Genomic DNA, 15,176 nt, shown 5'->3' on the forward strand with positions numbered 1-15,176 from the left:
AGCCCCGCCTTCGAGTCCCGCGGCGGGTTCCTTGTGCGGGGGCAATGATATATGCGCGGGGCCGACGGGGACAAGGCCGGGAGCCGGGGCGGTTCGGGCAAAGCGGGACGGGGCGCATGACAGAAGGCGGAAAATCCGCGCGGCGGGCGGCGCTCGATCTGCTCGGGCAGGTGCTGGGGGAACGCCGGCTGCTTGGCGATGTGCTCGGCTCCGGGGCGCTCGACGCGCTGCCCCCGCCCGAGCGCGCCCGCGCGCAGCGCCTTGCGGTCGAGACCCTGCGCGGGCTGGACCGGGCCGACCACCTGCTTGCCGCCCATCTCAGGCGTCCGCCGCCGCTCCGGGTCCGGAACGCGCTGCGCCTCGGCACGGTCGAGCTTGCCGGGGGCGCGGCGGCGCACGGGGTCGTCAATGCCTATGTCGGCATCATCGGCACCGATCGCGCCCATGCCCGGCTGAAGGGGCTCGTGAACGCGGTGCTGCGCCGGGTGGCCGGGACGGCATCCGCGGCCTGGGCGGGGCTGCCGGTGCCGCGCATGGCCGGCTGGCTGCGCGACCCGCTCGTTGCCGCATGGGGCGCGCCTGCGGTCGCCGCGATGGAGCGCGCGCATCTCGCCGGTGCGCCGCTCGACATCACATTGAAACCCGGTGCCGCGAGCGATGATCTGATGGCGCAGGGCGCGCATCTGCTGCCGAACGGATCGCTCCGGATCGGGACGGCGGGGCAGGTCTCGGCGCTGCCGGGATACGAGTCGGGCGCGTGGTGGGTGCAGGATGCGGCGGCCTCCATGCCGGTGCGGGTGCTTGATCCGCGCGCGGGCGAATCGGTGCTCGACCTCTGCGCTGCGCCGGGGGGCAAGACGCTGCAGCTTGCGGCCGCCGGAGCGGAAGTGACGGCGGTCGATATTTCGGAGGCGCGGCTCGGGCGGCTGCGCGCCAACCTTGCCCGCACCGGGCTGCGGGCGGATATCCGTGCCAACGATGCGCTGGCCGAGAGCGGGGCATATGACGCGGTTCTGCTTGATGCGCCCTGTTCCGCCACCGGCACGCTGCGCCGGCACCCGGACCTGCCCCATGTGCGCGATGCGGACGCCATCGCCCCGCTGGTCGCGTTGCAGGAGCGGCTGATCGACCATGCCTGGACGCTGGTGCGTCCGGGCGGGCGGCTCGTGTTCTGCACCTGCTCGCTGCTTTCGGCCGAGGGCGAGGCGCAGCTTGAGCGGGCGCTGGCAACATTACCCGGCGCCGCGGCCGACCGCGCCGCCCTGATGCGCCCGGGGGTCGAGCCCGGCTGGATCACGCCCCCCGGCGGTCTGCGCCTGCGCCCGGACTACTGGCCCGACATCGGCGGAATGGACGGCTTTTTCATCGCCCGCCTGAACAGGGCCACCTGAACAGGGCCGTCTGACCGAGACCGCCTTGGCCCGGATGTCCCTATCCGTCATGACTCGCGGGTGCGCAGGTGATATGTTGCGGGCGATGTCATCCGCGCCCCTCACCCAAGGCCCGCCGCGCAGGGCCCGCGCCGCAGCCCCGCGCCGGCCGGGGACAGGGCTTTCCGATGTGATCCACGCACGGCTGGCCCGTGCCGCGCGCCCGATTTCAGATTTTGTCACCGAACCGGTCCCGCGCAGCACCGGCAGCCCCCTGCGCGGGCAGCTTGTCCTGTCGGGCGAGGCGGAGCTTGGCGGGCAGCGGATCGGCGCCGGCGAGGGCGAAGGCGCGGGCACGATCTGGGACACAGCCGCGCGCGCGCCCGGATTCGAGACCGCACGGCAGGATTTCCGCTGGCTCGACGACCTTGCGGCGCTTGGCAGCGCGCCCGCGCGCGGGCTTGCGCAGCGCTGGGCGCGGGACTGGGTCGCGCGCTACGGCCGGGGGCGCGGACCGGGATGGCGGGCGGATATCGCCGGGGCGCGACTGCGGCGCATGATCGACCATGCCCCCTTCCTGCTGGCCGGGATGGAGGGTGCCGCGCGGGCGGATTTCTTCCGGGCGCTTTCGCGGCAGGCGCGGTTCCTGGCGCGGCGCTGGCGCGGGGCGGCGGCCGGCCTGCCCCGGGTCGAGGCGCTGGCCGGGCTCATTCGCGCGGGGCTTGCGCTCGAGGGGCATGACAGGTTTGCCGATCAGGGCCTGCGCGCGCTTGCCCGCGAATGCGGCGGCGGCATCGCGCGCCCGGTCATGGAGGCGCGCGATCCCGGGGCGCTGCTCGATCTGCTGGTGCTGCTCACCGATACCGTTCAGGCGCTCGAGGCGGTCGGCCGCGGCGCGCCGCCCGCGGTTTCGGCGGCGATCGAGGCGCTGGTGCCGGATCTGCGGGCGCTCGCCCATGCGGACGGCGGGCTTGCGCAGTTCCATGGCGGCAGCCGCAGCGTTTCGGGCGCGTTCGAGCATGTGCTTGCCGCAAGCCGCAACCGTGCGCGCTCGGCCGGGCCGGTGATGGGGTTTGTCCGCCTTGCCGCGCGCCGCACGAGCGTGCTCATCGACGCCGCGCCGCCGCCCATTGGGGCCGGGGAAAGGGCCATGTCGGTGCTGGCCTTCGAGATGACCGTGGGGCGGCGGCCGCTGATCGTGAGCGGCGCAGCGCCCGGGGACGGTCGGCGGCGCGCCGGCGCCTCGACGCTCGAACTTGGGGCGGGCTCGGGCCGCGTGCCGCGCAACATGCCCTTCGAACTGGACGAGAGCGCGGAGGGCTTCGGCTTTCATGGTGCGCATGACGGCAATCTGCGCCGCCTTGGGCTCACTCATGTGCGCCGGCTCGACCTTGCTCGCGACGGCGGGCGCCTGTCGGGGGAGGACATGCTGCTTGCGCTCGAGGGGCGCAGCCAGCGCCGGTTGCGGCGGCACCTGCGGCGCGGGGCAGGGCGGCCCGGTTTCGCGATCCGCCTGCACCTGCACCCGGATGTGGAGGTCGGGCACGAGGAGGGGGCGCTGGTGCTGCGGCTGAAGAATGGCGAGCGCTGGATCTTCAGTCATGACGGTCATGCGGATCTGACGCTTGACCCAAGCCGCTATCACGACCCGGAACAGGGGCGGTCCCGCCCCGGCCGGCAGATCGTGCTGCGCGGGACCGTGCGCGGCCCGGCGACGCGGCTGCGCTGGGAACTGGCGCGCCCCATGGGCGCCCCGGTCGCCCTGCGCGACCTCCCGCCCGATGACCGGATCGCGCCCGCCATGCCGGAGCCCGGACCCGCCCTTGCAGAAAGCTGATTGCGGCAATGCGCGCCGCGCTTTATGCCGTTGCGCGACATGCCCGCTGCGGGCGCCATCCCCTTGCCCGTCGCCTGCAAGGACGCTTTCCGGAGGCCCAGATGACCGACCAGACCCCGATCCGCCGTGCATTGCTTTCCGTTTCGGACAAGACCGGGCTTGTCGATCTTGGCCGCGCGCTCGCGACGCAGGGGGTGGAGCTGCTTTCGACCGGAGGCACGGCGAAGGCGCTGCGCGATGCGGGGCTTTTGGTGCGCGACGTCGCCGATGTGACCGGCTTTCCCGAGATGATGGACGGGCGGGTCAAGACGCTGCACCCGGCGATCCACGGCGGGCTTCTGGCGCTGCGCGACGATCCAGGCCACCGCGCCGCCATGGAGGGGCACGGGATCGCGGCGATCGACCTCTTGGTGGTGAACCTTTACCCGTTCGAGGAAACCGTGGCGAAGGGCGCGGATTTCGCCACCTGCGTCGAGAACATCGACATCGGCGGTCCGGCCATGATCCGGGCGGCGGCAAAGAACCACGCCCATGTGAGCGTGGTGGTCGATGTCGCGGATTATGCCCCGCTTCTGGCCGAGATGGAGGCCATGGGCGGCGCGACGAGCCCCGGATTTCGCCGGCAACTTGCGCAGACGGCCTTTGCGCGCACCGCAGCCTATGATGCGGCGGTCAGCAACTGGATGGCGGGGGCCGCCGATGTCGCCACCCCGCGCCGGCGCGCCTTTGCGGGCACCCTCGCCCAGCCGCTGCGCTATGGCGAGAACCCGCATCAGGCGGCGGCCTTCTATCGCGACGGCAGCACCCGCCCCGGCGTGGCGAGCGCGATGCAGATCCAGGGCAAGGAACTGTCCTACAACAACATCAACGACACCGATGCGGCGTTCGAACTCGTGAGCGAATTCGCCGCCGATGACGCGGCGGCCTGCGCGATCATCAAACATGCGAACCCCTGCGGCGTCGCGCGGGGGCAGACGCTGGCCGAGGCCTTCGGCCGGGCCTTCGACTGCGACCGCACCAGCGCCTTCGGCGGCATCATCGCGCTCAATCGCGCGCTCGACGGGGAAACCGCCCGCGCAATCACCGAGATTTTTACCGAGGTGGTGATCGCCCCCGGTGCCGACGAGGAGGCCCGCGCCATTTTTGCCGCAAAGAAGAACCTGCGCCTGCTCGTGACCGATGCGCTGGCCGATCCGGCCGCGGGCGGGCTGGCCTGGCGGCAGGTCGGCGGCGGTTTCCTCGTGCAGGAGCGCGACAACGGCCGCATCACGCCCGCGGATCTGCGGGTCGTGACCCGGCGCCAGCCCGAAGCGGATGAACTGGCGGACATGCTTTTTGCCTGGCGGGTCGCGAAACACGTGAAATCGAACGCCATCGTTTATGTAAAGGATGGCGCGACGGTCGGCATCGGCGCCGGTCAGATGAGCCGGGTCGATTCGACCCGCATCGCCGCGCGCAAGGCGCAGGACATGGCCGGGGTGCTCGGGCTCGACGCCGTGCCGACGCAAGGGTCGGTGGTGGCCTCGGATGCGTTCTTTCCCTTTGCCGACGGGCTGATCACCGCGGCCGAGGCGGGGGCGCGGGCGGTGATCCAGCCCGGCGGGTCGATGCGCGACGACGAGGTGATCGCCGCGGCGGATGCGGCGGGGCTTGCCATGGTGTTCACCGGCATGCGCCATTTCCGGCACTGAGGCGACAGGATGCTCGTGATTTTCCTTGCCGCGCTTGGTGCGCTCATCGCCGATCAGGCAAGCAAATACTTGGTCGTGCACATGATGGGGCTGTCGCAGATCGGCTCCATGGATATTCTGCCGCCGGTGCTGAATTTCCGCTACGGCGAGAACCGGGGCATCAATTTCGGCCTGCTCGACAGCGATGCGGAACTGGCGCGCTGGCTTCTGATCGGGTTTTCAGTCGTGATCTCGGTCGCGGTGGTCTGGTGGCTGCGGCATCGCCGGCACGGGATAATGATGCGGATCTCGGCCGGACTTCTGGTCGGAGGGGCGCTCGGCAATGTGGCGGACCGGCTGCTTTACGGCTATGTGCTCGACTTTCTGAACATGTCCTGCTGCGGCATCGCCAACCCTTTCGTGTTCAATCTTGCCGATGTGTTCATCTTTGCCGGGGCGCTTGGCCTGATCCTGTTCGACGGCGGAAAAGGGCGGAAAAAGGCCGCGTGACCTTGGCTTCCGAATGCGTTAGAAACGGCGAAACTGATGGGAGGATGGCCATGCGGAGGCCGCTGGGCGCGATCATCTTGACGACGGTTCTCGGGGCCGGGGGTCTCGTGACGGGCGCATGTTCGGACGGGAACCTGCGCGACCTGCGCAGCAGTTCCGAGGGCCCCGAAGAGTTCGCCGTGATGCCGGTGAAACCGCTTGTCATGCCGCAGAACCTGTCCGCACTGCCGCCGCCCGCGCCGGGCCAGCCGAACCTTGCCGATACGAACCCGGTCGGAGAGGCGGTCGATTCGCTCGGCGGCAGTTCCGGTGCGCTCAACCCCACGGGGCCGGTTCCGGCCTCGGATGCGGCGCTGGTCGCACGGGCCAGCCGCTATGGCGTGCCCGAGGGCATCCGCGCGACGCTTGCCGCCGAGGACGAGGCATTCCGCCGCCAGCAGGCCCGCTGGTCGGGCTTCCGCCTCTTCCCGGTGGATCGCTACGAACAGGCCTACAGGAACCAGGCGCTCGACCCGTTCAGCGTGACGCGGCAGGCCCGCGCCGGCGGACTGGCGACGCCTTCTTCTCCGCCCGAGAAGAAGCAGACGCGAAAATAAACCTGACGTTGCCGTTCACAATCGTGACAGGGGCGCTTGAGTCGGCCGGGGCTCTCGCGCAGGCTCCGCAACGATCCGCTGCCCTGACCGCACGCGCCCCGACACTCGCGCCGGTGGCTGCGGGCCGGCGGGCATCCGATGGGGTATCCTGAGAGGGTTTGCTGATGTTGCGCGTCATCGTCTCGCTTGCCGTGCTGCTTGTCTGGGGTCAGGCCGCGCTTGCCGCCGAGGCGACGAAAGAGGCGGTGACCGCCTTTCGCCTGGAGAACGGCCTGCAACTGGTCGTGATCGAGGACCACCGCGCGCCGGTGGTGCAGCAGATGGTCTGGTATCGCGCCGGTTCGGGGGACGAGCCGCCGGGAAGCTCGGGGATCGCCCATTTTCTCGAACACCTCATGTTCAAGGCGACGGACAGCCTTGAAGCGGGCGAGTTCTCGCAGATCGTGGCGGCGAACGGGGGGCAGGACAATGCCTTCACGAGCTATGACTACACCGCCTATTTCCAGCGCGTCGCGGCGGACCGGCTCGGCACCATGATGGAGATGGAGGCCGACCGGATGGAGAACCTGCGCCTCACCGAGGACGTGGTCAGAACCGAGCGCGACGTGATCCTTGAAGAACGCAACCAGCGCATCGACAACAATCCCGGCGCGCTGTTCAACGAACAGATGCGCGCGGTCCAGTATTACAACAGCCCCTACAAGCGCCCGGTGATCGGCTGGCGCCACGAGATGCAGACGCTCGACCTGTCCGACGCGCTCGATTTCTACCGGCTGCATTATGCGCCGAACAATGCGATCGTGGTCGTCGCGGGCGATGTCGAACCCGACGCCGTGCGGGTCTTGGCCGAAGAAACCTACGGGCAGATCCCGGCAAACCCCGATCTGCGCCCGCGCGACCGCCCGCAGGAGCCGCCGCAACTGGCGGCACGGCGCCTGACCCTGCGCGATGCGCGGGTCGCGCAGCCCTATCTGAGCCGCTCCTACCTTGCCCCGCCGCGGGCAGGCGGCGCGCAGGAACACGCCGCCGCGCTCACCCTCCTGGCCGAGATCCTTGGCGGCGGCACGACGTCATACCTTGCCGAAAAGCTTGAATTCGATGCCCCTGTCGCGGTCCATACCGCGGCCTATTACAGCGGGCTGGCGCTTGGCCGGGCGGGGTTCGACCTCGTGGTGGTGCCGGGGGCGGATGTCGGGCTTGAAGAGGCGGAAGCGGCGCTTGACGCGGCGCTTGCGGATTTCCTCGAACAGGGGGTCGATCCCGAACAGCTTGAGCGGATCAAGTTCCAGTGGCGCGCGGCGCAGATCTATGCCCGCGACAATATCGAGGGGCTGGCGAACCGGTACGGCAGCGCGCTTGCCACGGGGCTTGCGCTCGAGGACGTGGAGGACTGGCCGGAGGTAATCCAGGGCGTGAGCGGCGATGACATCATGGAGGCGGCGCGTGACCTGCTGCGGCCGGAAACCTCGGTCACCGGCTGGCTCATGCGCAGCGAGGAGGACGCGCAATGAGACAGCTTGCCGCCATGTTCTGCCTGATCCTTTTCGCGCTGCCCGCCCGGGCCGAGGTCGATGTGAAGGAAGTCACCTCTCCGGGTGGCATCACCGCCTGGCTGGTCGAGGAACATTCGCTGCCCTTCACCGCGCTCGAGCTGCGGTTTCGCGGCGGCACATCGCTTGATCCGGGGGGCAGGCGCGGCGCCGTCTATCTGATGACCGGGCTGCTCGAGGAAGGGGCAGGCGACATGGATGCGCGCGCCTTCGCCCGGGCGCTCGAGGCGGCGGGCGCGAGCATCGGCTTTGATTCCGGCGACGACATGGTTTCGATCTCGACCCGGTTCCTGAGCGAGAACCGCAACGACGCCATGGCGCTGCTGCGCACCGCCCTGCACGAGCCGCGCTTTGATGAGGCCGCCATCGACCGGGTGCGGGCGCAGGTGCTGTCCGGGCTCGCGTCGGAGCGGAAGGATCCGAATGCGATCGCCGGGCGCACCTTTGCCGAACTGACCTTTGACGGGCATCCCTATGGATCGAACCGCAAGGGCACGGCAGAGTCGGTGAGAGCCTTGACGCGCGACGACATGATCGCGGCGCACGGCGCGGTCTTTGCCCGCGACCGCCTTTACGTGGGCGCGGTCGGCGACATCGACGCGCAGGAACTGGGCGAACTGCTTGACGATCTGCTTGGCGATCTGCCGGAACAGGGCGCGCGGCTGCCCCCGCCCGCCGAGGTTGCCGGCGACGGCGGCACCGTCGTGGTCGATTACGACACGCCGCAATCGGTTGCCGTATTCGGCCAGGAGGGGCTGGAGCGGGACGATCCCGATTTCTATGCGGCCTATGTGCTTAATCAGATTCTCGGGGGCGGATCGTTCGAAAGCCGCCTCATGCAGGAACTGCGCGTGAAACGGGGCCTGACCTACGGAGTCTATACCTATCTTGCGCCCAAGGATCTGGCGGCGCTTTACATGGGCGGGGTGGCCTCGGCCAATGACCGGATCGCCGAAGCCGTTGAAATGATCAGACAGGAATGGGCGGACATGGCGGAAAACGGCGTCAGCGAAACGGAACTCGCCCGCGCCAAGACCTACCTGACCGGCGCCTATCCGCTGCGGTTCGACGGCAACGGGCAGATCGCGCGCATCCTGGTCGGGATGCAGATGGATGACCTGCCGATCGACTATATCGCCACCCGGAACGACCGCATCAACGCCGTGACGCTGGATGAGGCGAACCGCGTCGCGCGCGAGCTTCTGCGCCCGGGCCAACTGCGGTTCGTGGTGGTCGGGCAGCCCGAGGGGCTGGACGAGGCGCCCCGCGTGGGCATGCCGGAGTAGGAAACATGCCCCGAGCGTGTTTCCGGCCGGCGGCCGGATTTCTGCATCTGCTGGAACAACCCGGGGCGCGCCTGCGGCAGTTGTCCGGCCTGTCTGCCCGGCGGCCGGCTGAGGAAGGGCAGGGCGCGCTTGTCTGGAATATGTCGGGCGCTCAACCGCGCCGTTTGACCCGGGCCTCGACCTCGGCCCCCGATTCGATGACGAGCGTGCGATAGCTGATCGTTCCGCTGACCCGTGCCCCGGTGTGCAGCGTCACCGAATCGCCGGCAAGGTCGCCCTTGACCCGGCCGCGCACCGCGATGGAGCGGGCCGTGAGCGCGCCCTCCGTCTCGCCGCTTTCGCCGACCATGATCGACTCCGCGATGATGGTTCCACGGATCTGTCCGAGCACCTCGACCAGCCCCGGAAACTCGAGATCGCCGGTGATCCTCGAGCCCCGGCAAAGCGCCGAGCGGCCGCCGGCCGGTGCGGTGCTGCTGTCGCCGGCCTGTTTCGGATCGGCCATCGCAATCTGTGCCATCTGTTTTCCCTCGTCCCGCCGGATGCCGGCGAGACTAGCGGCAAGAGCCCGGCATGCAAAGCCGAAACGCCGCTCTGCCCCCGCGTGTTCGCCCGCGCCCCCTGTCCGTGTCAGGCGGTCGCCGCTGCATTGGCGAGCCCGGCGAGGATCGGGCAGTCCGGCCGCTCGTCGCCCGCGCATTCCTTCACCAGCCCGCGCAGGGTCGCGCGCATGGATTCAAGCTCGGCAAGCTTTTCCTCGATCCGCGCCAGATGGTTTTCCGCGATCGCCTTCACATCGGCGCTGGCGCGGCGGCGGTCGTCATGGAGCGCAAGCAGTTCGCGGCAATCCTCGATCGCAAAACCGAGCGAGCGCGCCCGGCGCAGAAAGATCAGCTTGTGCAGGTCGGTTTCGGAAAAGCGGCGATAGCCGTTCGCGCCGCGCCCGGGTGTGACGAGGTTGATCTCCTCATAGTAGCGGATCGTCTTGGCCGGCAGGCCGGCCCGTGCGGCCACATCACCGATGTTCATGTCTGGCCTCCTCTCTGGTTCGTCATTCCGCCGGGGCCGGTTGCGGGACCGGATGCCCGCCGCCACCACTGCCCTGTTCGGGCAGCGGCGCGGCAACGCGGCGCAGGCGCAGGGCATTTCCAAGCACGAAGACGCTCGAAAGCGCCATCGCCCCCGCGGCCAGCACCGGCGAAAGCATCAACCCCGCGACCGGATAAAGCACCCCGGCCGCGACCGGGATCAGCGCCGTGTTGTAGGCAAAGGCCCAGAACAGGTTCTGGCGGATATTGCGCATGGTGCGCGCCGAGATGTCAAAGGCATTGACCACCCCGCGCAGATCACCGGACATCAGCACCACATCCGCGGCCTCGATCGCCACGTCGGTGCCGGTGCCGATGGCCAGCCCGATATCGGCATGGGCCAGCGCCGGCGCGTCGTTGATCCCGTCACCGACAAAGGCGACGCGGCGTCCGCCCCCGCGCAGGGAATCGAGCGCGGCGACCTTGCCCTCGGGCAGCACCTCGGCGACCACGTGGTCGATGCCGACCTCTGCGGCGATGGCCTCGGCGGTGGCGCGATTGTCGCCGGTGATCATGGCGACCCGGCGCCCCTGTTCGTGCAGCGCGGCGATGGCCGCCCGGGTGGTCGGCTTCAGCGGGTCCGAAACGGCGAGCGCCGCCACCGCCTGCCCGCCAATCGCGACATAAAGCGGCGACTTGCCGGCAGCCCCAAGCCGTGCGGCGCTGGCATCAAGCCCCCCGAGGGCAACGCCTTCGCCGCTCATCAGCCGTTCGGTGCCGATTAAAACCGCCTGATCCTCGATACTTGCGCGCAGCCCGTGGCCCGCCAGCGCGGCGAAGCCGGACACCTCCGGCAGGTCCAGCCCGCGTGTCCGCGCCGCGCGCAGGATGGTCTGGGCGATCGGGTGTTCAGAGGCCGATTCGGCCGCTGCCGCGATGCGCAGCACGTCGTTTTCGTCCTGGCCGGGGGCCAGTTCGATATCGGTGAGTTCCGGGCGCCCCTCGGTCAGGGTGCCGGTCTTGTCGAAGGCCACCACGTCGATTCCCTGCAGCGACTGCAGCGCATCGCCCTTGCGGAACAGCACGCCGAGTTCCGCCGCGCGCCCGGTGCCGACCATGATCGAGGTCGGCGTCGCGAGCCCCATGGCGCAGGGGCAGGCGATGATGAGCACCGCGACCCCCGCGACCAGCGCATGCGACAGCACCGGCGCCGGGCCGATCAGCAGCCACACCAGCACCGTGACCACCGCCGCCGCCATCACCGCCGGCACGAACCAGAGCGTGATGCGATCGACGAGCCCCTGAATCGGCAGGCGCGCGGCCTGCGCCTCTTCGACCATGGCGATGATCTGCGAAAGCGTCGTGTCGGCGCCGACACGCGTCGCGCGGAAGCGGAAACTGCCCGCAGCGTTGACGGTGCCGCCGACGACATCATCGCCCGGGGTCTTGCGCACCGGCAGGGGCTCGCCGGTGATCATGCTTTCGTCCACGTGGCTTTCGCCCTCGGTCACGGCGCCGTCGACGGGAATGCGCTCGCCCGGGCGCACGAGGATGATATCGCCCTGCCGCACATCTTCGATCGGGATTTCCACCAGTTCGCCGTCGCGCAGGATCATGGCCGTGCGCGCCTGCAGGCTCAGGAGCCTGTGTATCGCGGCGCCCGTGCGTCCCTTGGCGCGGGCCTCCAGCCAGCGCCCGACCAGGATCAGCACGACGATCACCGCGGCCGGTTCGTAATAGACCGCAAGGCTGCCCTCGGGCAGGAGCGCGGGCAGGAAGGTCGCGACCACGGAGAATCCGTAGGCCGCCGCCGTGCCGAGCGCGACCAGGCTGTTCATGTCCGGCCGGCCGTGCAGCAGGGCAGGGATGCCGGTGGCATAGAACTGCCGCCCCGGTCCCAGAAGGATGACCGTGGTCAGGGCGAACTGGATCAGCCAGCTTGTCTGCATGCCGATGGTGGCCGCGATCCAGTCGTGGAACCCCGGCACCATGTGGCCGCCCATCTCGAGCACGAACACCGGCAGGGCAAGCGCCGCCGCGAGCAGCACGCGCCGCGCAAGGGTGCGGGCCTCGGTGCTCCGGCGCTCCTGCGGATCCTCGCGCGGCGCGTCGGGCTCCTGCGGCGTCGCGGGATAGCCGGCGTCGCTCACCGCATGGGCAAGGTCGCGGATCGAGTGTTCCCCCTCGAGCCAGGTCACGCGCACGGTCTGGGTTGCGAGATTCACATTGGCGTCGATCACGTCGGGCAGGGTGCGCAGCGCCTTTTCGACCCGCCCCACGCAGGAAGCGCAACTCATGCCCTCTACGTCGAGCGTCGCGGTGCTGGTGCGGGCGGGATAGCCGGCGGCGTCGAGCGCCTCGCGCACCGCCCGCGCATCAGCCGCGCCGTCAAAGCGGATCGTGCCCCGTTCGTTCGCAAGGTTCACGTCAGCCGCCTGCACCGCGGGAATCGCGGCAAGCGCCTTCTGCGCCCGCGCCGCGCAGGAGCCGCAGGAGAGCCCGTCAATCCGCACCACGAGGCTGGTTCCGTTCGTCGCATTCGCCATGAGATCGCTTCCCGACATCTGTTGATGCAGGGGACATAAGGGTTCCAGCAACTGGAGGGTCAAGGGCCGGTTGCGAAAAAGACCGGGAATTACCGCGTCCGGGGTCCGGGTTCGGTTGAGCCGGGTCCGGCGGCGGCCCCGCTGCTGCGCTCCGGCGGGCAGAACATGGCGTAAAGCACCTCGACCACCCGTCGCGCCGCCTCGCTTTCGATATGGTACCAGACCATCTGGCCCTCGCGCCGCCCGGCGATCAGCCGGTCCTTGCGCAGGAGCGCAAGATGCTGCGACACGGTCGAATCGCGGATCCCCAGAAATTCGACCAGTTGCCCGACGGATTTTTCGCCCTCGATCAGGTGGCACAGGATCAGCAGCCGATGGCGGTTGGACAGCGCCTTCAGGAGTTCGCAGGCATCGTCTGCGGCGTTCTGCATGGTGTCGGGATCAAGCTTCATTCTTACCTGCATAGTTTCGAAGTCTTGCATATATGTCAATGTCGATCTAGATATAGGATAATGCTGTATCGTGACACTGCGAGGTCAGGATGAAAGCTGCGACCACCATCGTCTGTTCCGAATGTGCCGCAGTCAACCGCGTCTCTGCCGGGCGCGACTTGAAACCGGCGCGCTGCGGCCGTTGCAAGGCGCCGCTGTTCCGTGGCCGGCCGGCCGAGGCCGATGCCCGGATGTTCGAGCGTCAGGTCAGCCGCAGCACGCTGCCGGTGCTGGTCGATATCTGGGCACCCTGGTGCGGCCCCTGCCGGATAATGGCGCCGGCCTTTGCGGATGCGGCCGCCGAACTGGAGCCGCGGGTGCGGCTGATCAAGCTGAACTCCGACGAACACGGCGAGCTTGCGGCGCGGCTCGGCATTCGCGGGATCCCGGCGCTGCTGCTGTTCCGGGACGGGCGGGAACTGGCGCGGCTTTCGGGTGCCATGGGCACGGCGCAGATCGTCGCCTGGGTCGAGGGACAGCTCGCATCCGCAGGGTGACCGGACAGGAAGGGGAGGCGGTCATGGATCGAAGGCATTTCTTGCTGACTGCAACGGGCGCGGTGTCGGCCGGTGCCATGTTCGGCACCCCATTCGGCGGGCGGGCCGAGGCAGCGGCGGTGTCGCCGGCAAAGGCGCGGATCGTGATTGCCGGTGCCGGTGCTGCGGGGCTTTCGCTCGCGTCGCGGCTACGGCGCCAGATGCCGCAGGCGACCTTGACCCTCATCGACGAGAAGACCGAGCACCATTTTCAGCCCGGCTTTACCCTGATCGGCGCCGGCCTGTGGCAACCCGGTGACGTGACCTTCCGCAATGCCGATTTCGTGCCGCGCGGCGTCGAGTGGATCACCGAGCCGGTGGCCGGGTTCGATCCCGAGGCCAACACGGTCGTCACCGGGAGCGGGCGGCGGATCGGTTATGATTTCCTCATGGTCGCGACCGGGCTCAAGCTGGATTATGCCAGCATCGAGGGGATGGAAACCGGGCTGATCGGGCGTGAGGGAATCGCCTCAATCTATGCCGGGCCCGAGGCGGCCGCGGCCTCCTGGCGGGTGATCGACGCCTTTGTCGACAGCGGCGGCACCGGCCTTTTCAGCCGCCCCTTGACCGAGATGAAATGCGCGGGCGCGCCGCTCAAGATCACCTTCATCGTCGATGACCTTGCCCGCCGCCGGAACCGGCGCGATGCGGTCGACCTGATCTATAATGCCCACAATCCGACGGTTTTCGCGGTGCCGCCGGTGAACGAGCGCGTGGAATACCTGTTCGCCGGGCGCGGCATCGTGGTCAATCATGACCGCGTGCTGAGCGCGATCGACCCCGCCGCACGGCGGGCGAGCTATGACACGCCCGAAGGCACTGTCACCATGGATTACGATTTCATCCACGTGGTGCCGCCGATGCGCGCGCCTGATGCCGTGCGCGACAGCCCGCTGCCATGGCAGGACGGGCCCCTTGCCGCCGATGGCTGGGTCGAGGCCGATCGCGCCACCCTGCGGCATCCGCGCTATGCCAATGTCTTTGCGCTTGGCGACGTGGCCGGTGTGCCGCGCGGCAAGACGGCGGCCAGCGTCAAGCTGCAGGTGCCGGTGGTGGCGGAAAATCTCGTGGCCGAGACCATGGGCAGGGAACCACTCGCCGCCTTTGACGGCTACACGTCCTGCCCGCTCATCACCCGTTACGGCCGCGCCATGCTGATCGAGTTCGATTACGAGGACAATCTCGTGCCCTCCTTTCCCTTCATCGACCCGCTCGAGGAACTCTGGGTGTCGTGGCTGATCGAGGAAAAGGGGCTCAAGGGGGCTTATCGCGCGATGCTGCGCGGCCGGGCGTGATCCGGTCAACATGCGTGAGGACAAGACATGCAGGGTTTCGATCCCGTCGCACTCTGGGCCATCATCCGCGAAACCCTGGGGCTCTGGCTGTGGCCGCTGCTGGCGCTCGCGTCTGTGCTGTTGCTTGCGGTGACGGCGGGCGCCCTGCGCCTGCGCGCGGCGGCGGGGTCCTGGCGGCGTCCGCTGATCGCGGCGCTTGTCGGGGGCATCATCGCGACCGCCATTGCCTTTCTGCTCGTGCCGGGCTGGAGCCATGCGCGGCTCTCGGCGCTGGCGGCGCCGGTGGATGTGGTCGTCGCGCTGGCGATTTCGCTCCTCCCCGGAGCGGTGGTGGCCGGCGTGATCTTTTCGCTGGTGTCCGTCACCTGCGCCCGCCGGCTGCGCCGCGGCTAACCATTGCCGACAGTCCGTCCCGACAATTCTCCCGACAAACCGCCGGCAGGCCCGGCTGCAAGATCAGG

14 protein-coding genes are annotated in these 15,176 nt (G+C 69.2%); 10 read left to right on the forward strand and 4 right to left on the reverse strand.

Going from position 1 to position 15,176, the window contains the following annotated elements:
• Nucleotides 1–116 precede the first annotated feature (116 nt).
• From B0B01_RS09360 to B0B01_RS09390, 7 genes are all read left to right on the forward strand, one after another.
• Nucleotides 117–1,391, forward strand: a complete 1,275-nt coding sequence (locus tag B0B01_RS09360; RefSeq protein WP_076649626.1) for an RsmB/NOP family class I SAM-dependent RNA methyltransferase — start codon at nt 117–119, stop codon at nt 1,389–1,391.
• Between the two features lie 169 nt (nt 1,392–1,560).
• On the forward strand, nt 1,561–3,207 hold the full coding sequence (locus B0B01_RS09365) for a heparinase II/III family protein (RefSeq protein WP_143733034.1): 1,647 nt from the start codon (nt 1,561–1,563) through the stop codon (nt 3,205–3,207).
• A 101-nt stretch (nt 3,208–3,308) separates the two neighbouring features.
• A complete protein-coding gene (gene purH, locus B0B01_RS09370; RefSeq protein ID WP_076650155.1) occupies nt 3,309–4,898 on the forward strand; it encodes a bifunctional phosphoribosylaminoimidazolecarboxamide formyltransferase/IMP cyclohydrolase in 1,590 nt (529 codons plus the stop codon).
• Nucleotides 4,899–4,907: 9 nt separating this feature from the next.
• A complete protein-coding gene (lspA, locus tag B0B01_RS09375; RefSeq protein ID WP_076649628.1) occupies nt 4,908–5,387 on the forward strand; it encodes a signal peptidase II in 480 nt (159 codons plus the stop codon).
• A 44-nt stretch (nt 5,388–5,431) separates the two neighbouring features.
• Entirely contained in the window at nt 5,432–5,983 is a 552-nt protein-coding gene (locus tag B0B01_RS09380) for a DUF3035 domain-containing protein (RefSeq protein WP_234967741.1), read from the forward strand.
• A 164-nt stretch (nt 5,984–6,147) separates the two neighbouring features.
• Nucleotides 6,148–7,494 carry a M16 family metallopeptidase gene (locus B0B01_RS09385; RefSeq protein ID WP_076650157.1) on the forward strand — a complete coding sequence of 449 codons (1,347 nt, stop codon included), beginning with the start codon at nt 6,148–6,150 and terminating at the stop codon, nt 7,492–7,494.
• Nucleotides 7,491–8,819: a M16 family metallopeptidase gene (locus B0B01_RS09390; RefSeq protein ID WP_076649629.1), complete on the forward strand. Its 1,329-nt coding sequence runs from the start codon at nt 7,491–7,493 to the stop codon at nt 8,817–8,819. Before B0B01_RS09385 ends, B0B01_RS09390 begins: the two co-directional genes overlap by 4 nt.
• A 151-nt stretch (nt 8,820–8,970) precedes the next feature.
• On the opposite strand, the gene B0B01_RS09395 is transcribed toward B0B01_RS09390, so the two are convergent.
• The 4 genes from B0B01_RS09395 to B0B01_RS09410 form a co-directional block, all read right to left on the reverse strand.
• Nucleotides 8,971–9,339 carry a bactofilin family protein gene (locus tag B0B01_RS09395; RefSeq protein WP_076649630.1) on the reverse strand — a complete coding sequence of 123 codons (369 nt, stop codon included), beginning with the start codon at nt 9,337–9,339 and terminating at the stop codon, nt 8,971–8,973.
• Nucleotides 9,340–9,449: 110 nt separating this feature from the next.
• Entirely contained in the window at nt 9,450–9,848 is a 399-nt protein-coding gene (gene cueR, locus B0B01_RS09400; protein WP_076649631.1) for a Cu(I)-responsive transcriptional regulator, read from the reverse strand.
• Between the two features lie 22 nt (nt 9,849–9,870).
• On the reverse strand, nt 9,871–12,393 hold the full coding sequence (locus tag B0B01_RS09405) for a heavy metal translocating P-type ATPase (protein ID WP_076650158.1): 2,523 nt from the start codon (nt 12,391–12,393) through the stop codon (nt 9,871–9,873).
• An 89-nt stretch (nt 12,394–12,482) separates the two neighbouring features.
• Entirely contained in the window at nt 12,483–12,845 is a 363-nt protein-coding gene (locus tag B0B01_RS09410) for an ArsR/SmtB family transcription factor (RefSeq protein WP_234967742.1), read from the reverse strand.
• 89 nt (nt 12,846–12,934) lie between these two features.
• Between B0B01_RS09410 and trxC the strand changes: the two genes are divergently transcribed.
• The 3 genes from trxC to B0B01_RS09425 are packed head-to-tail and all read left to right on the forward strand — an operon-like array spanning nt 12,935 to nt 15,108.
• A complete protein-coding gene (trxC, locus tag B0B01_RS09415; protein WP_076649633.1) occupies nt 12,935–13,381 on the forward strand; it encodes a thioredoxin TrxC in 447 nt (148 codons plus the stop codon).
• Between the two features lie 41 nt (nt 13,382–13,422).
• Nucleotides 13,423–14,715: an NAD(P)/FAD-dependent oxidoreductase gene (locus tag B0B01_RS09420; protein WP_234967743.1), complete on the forward strand. Its 1,293-nt coding sequence runs from the start codon at nt 13,423–13,425 to the stop codon at nt 14,713–14,715.
• 27 nt (nt 14,716–14,742) lie between these two features.
• Nucleotides 14,743–15,108, forward strand: a complete 366-nt coding sequence (locus tag B0B01_RS09425) for a DUF5368 family protein (RefSeq protein ID WP_076649635.1) — start codon at nt 14,743–14,745, stop codon at nt 15,106–15,108.
• Nucleotides 15,109–15,176 lie beyond the last annotated feature (68 nt).

The sequence above is a fragment of the Pontibaca methylaminivorans genome (assembly GCF_900156525.1).
GTDB classification, from domain to species: domain Bacteria; phylum Pseudomonadota; class Alphaproteobacteria; order Rhodobacterales; family Rhodobacteraceae; genus Pontibaca; species Pontibaca methylaminivorans.